This is a genomic window from Mesorhizobium sp. M7A.F.Ca.ET.027.03.2.1 (genome assembly GCF_003999175.1).
GTDB lineage: Bacteria > Pseudomonadota > Alphaproteobacteria > Rhizobiales > Rhizobiaceae > Mesorhizobium.
This window is the reverse complement of sequence record NZ_RZOM01001205.1, coordinates 1-1,716: the sequence shown is the minus strand read 5'-3', so window position 1 is coordinate 1,716 and position 1,716 is coordinate 1. Positions and strand designations below refer to the sequence as shown.

The following is a 1,716-nucleotide window of genomic DNA, read 5'->3' as shown; positions in this document are numbered from 1 at the left end:
GGGGTGTTCCAGGGAACGCCAACGTCTCACTCCGCTGGAACACCCCTCATCCGTCTCGGCGCTGCGCGCCGATCCACCTTCCCCCACAAGGGGGGAAGGGAAAAAACTATGCATTCCCGATCAGCACGCCGGCCGCGAACACCAGGGCGCCACCCAGCACCACCTGGAAGGCGGCACGCAGGAAAGGCGTCTGCATGTAGCGGTTCTGGACAAAGGCGATCGCCCACAATTCGAAGAACACCACCACCGCGGCAACCCCGGTGGCCGTCCAGAAATGCGGAATGACATAGGGGAGCGCGTGTCCGAGACCGCCCAGCGTCGTCATGATGCCGACGGTCAGACCGCGCTTGATCGGCGAGCCGCGGCCCGACAGCTTGCCGTCGTCGGAAGCGACTTCGGTGAAGCCCATCGAAATGCCGGCGCCGATCGAGGCGGCAAGCCCGACCAGCAGCGTCTGCCAGGTGTCGTGCGTGGCAAAGGCAGCGGCAAAGATCGGCGCCAGAGTGGACACCGACCCGTCCATCAGCCCGGCCAGCCCTGGTTGCACATAGGTGAGGATGAGCTGGCGCTGCTCGGCGCTGGCCTCCTCGGCCTTGACGGCGCCCGGCACATGTTTCTGTTCCAGCCGCTGCGCCAGGGTCTCATGGCCCAGTTCGGCCACCGCCAGATCGTCGAGCAGTTTTCGCGTCGAAGCATCTGCCGTGCGCTTGGCCGCCTCGACATAGAAAAGGTAGGCTTGCCGCTCCATCGCCTCGGCATGGCTGCGCACGTGCTCGATGCCGAGCGGCCGGACCAGCCAGTCGGGCTTGCGCTCGTAATAACCCTTCACATGTTCGCGCCGGATCAGCGGTATGCGCTCGCCGAACCGCTTGCGGAAAAGCTCGATCAACGCATCGCGATGGCCATCCTCTTCCTCGGCCATCTCCTCGAACACTTTTGCCGATTGCGGGAAGTTTTCCGTCAGCCCGTCGGCATAGGCCCGGTAAATGCGACCGTCATCCTCCTCGGAGGAAATGGCCAGCGCCAGGATCTCCTGTTCGGAGAGCGATTCGAAGGGGCGGCGGCCGAAGCCGAAAACACGGGAAAGCATGAGGAATTCACCCTAGTTTAGAATAGTTCTAAACTAGGGTTTTGAACACCTTCGGTCAATTGCGCGCTTGGGTCGCGGTCAAGAATTGTTGAAGCCCCACGCCCGCGGTGACTCTTCATTATCAGTGAATGTTCACCTATATTGCTGGACTCAAGCCAAGAACAAGGAACCGGCAGATGACGGCAAAACAGCCTCCGCACCCCTATGATCCCAAGCCCGTTCTCGATCTCATCGCCAGCATCGAGGCCGACCTGCAGCGCCTGAAGGGCCTGGTCGAGCAGCAGGTCGAGAAATTCGACCCCGCCAACCCGCACAACAAGGCGCCGGACGGCAAACTGACGGAGGAGGGCGTCGAGTGCTGCTACCGCATGTTCGACGAGGGCAAGTCGCGCTACTCGGTCGCCCAGCAGATGAAGATATCCTTTGCCGCCGCCAGCCACCGTTTCAACAACTGGCGCAAGCTGGGTGGGGGCAAGAGGCAGAGGACTTTGCTTGGCTAGAATCGGGTGGCCAATTTGCCGATCTCGGCGCTGCCCCTCATTGCCCTGCCGGGCATTTCTCCCCGTAAACAGCAGGGCTATCGCATATGGAATTCCTGAGATGTCTGCCCGGCACGGACCCCCACC

Annotated in this window: 2 protein-coding genes; one reads left to right on the top strand and one right to left on the bottom strand. The window is 62.1% G+C overall.

The features are described from left to right. Positions 1-106: 106 nt before the first annotated feature. Positions 107-1,090 (bottom strand): iron exporter MbfA, encoded by a 984-nt coding sequence (gene mbfA, locus EN750_RS32995; protein WP_127399167.1) that lies wholly within the window; start codon positions 1,088-1,090, stop codon positions 107-109. Positions 1,091-1,266: 176 nt separating this feature from the next. On the opposite strand from mbfA, the gene EN750_RS32990 reads away from it, so the two are divergent. Next, positions 1,267-1,590 carry a hypothetical protein gene (locus EN750_RS32990; protein ID WP_023813492.1) on the top strand — a complete coding sequence of 108 codons (324 nt, stop codon included), beginning with the start codon at positions 1,267-1,269 and terminating at the stop codon, positions 1,588-1,590. Positions 1,591-1,716: the final 126 nt, after the last annotated feature.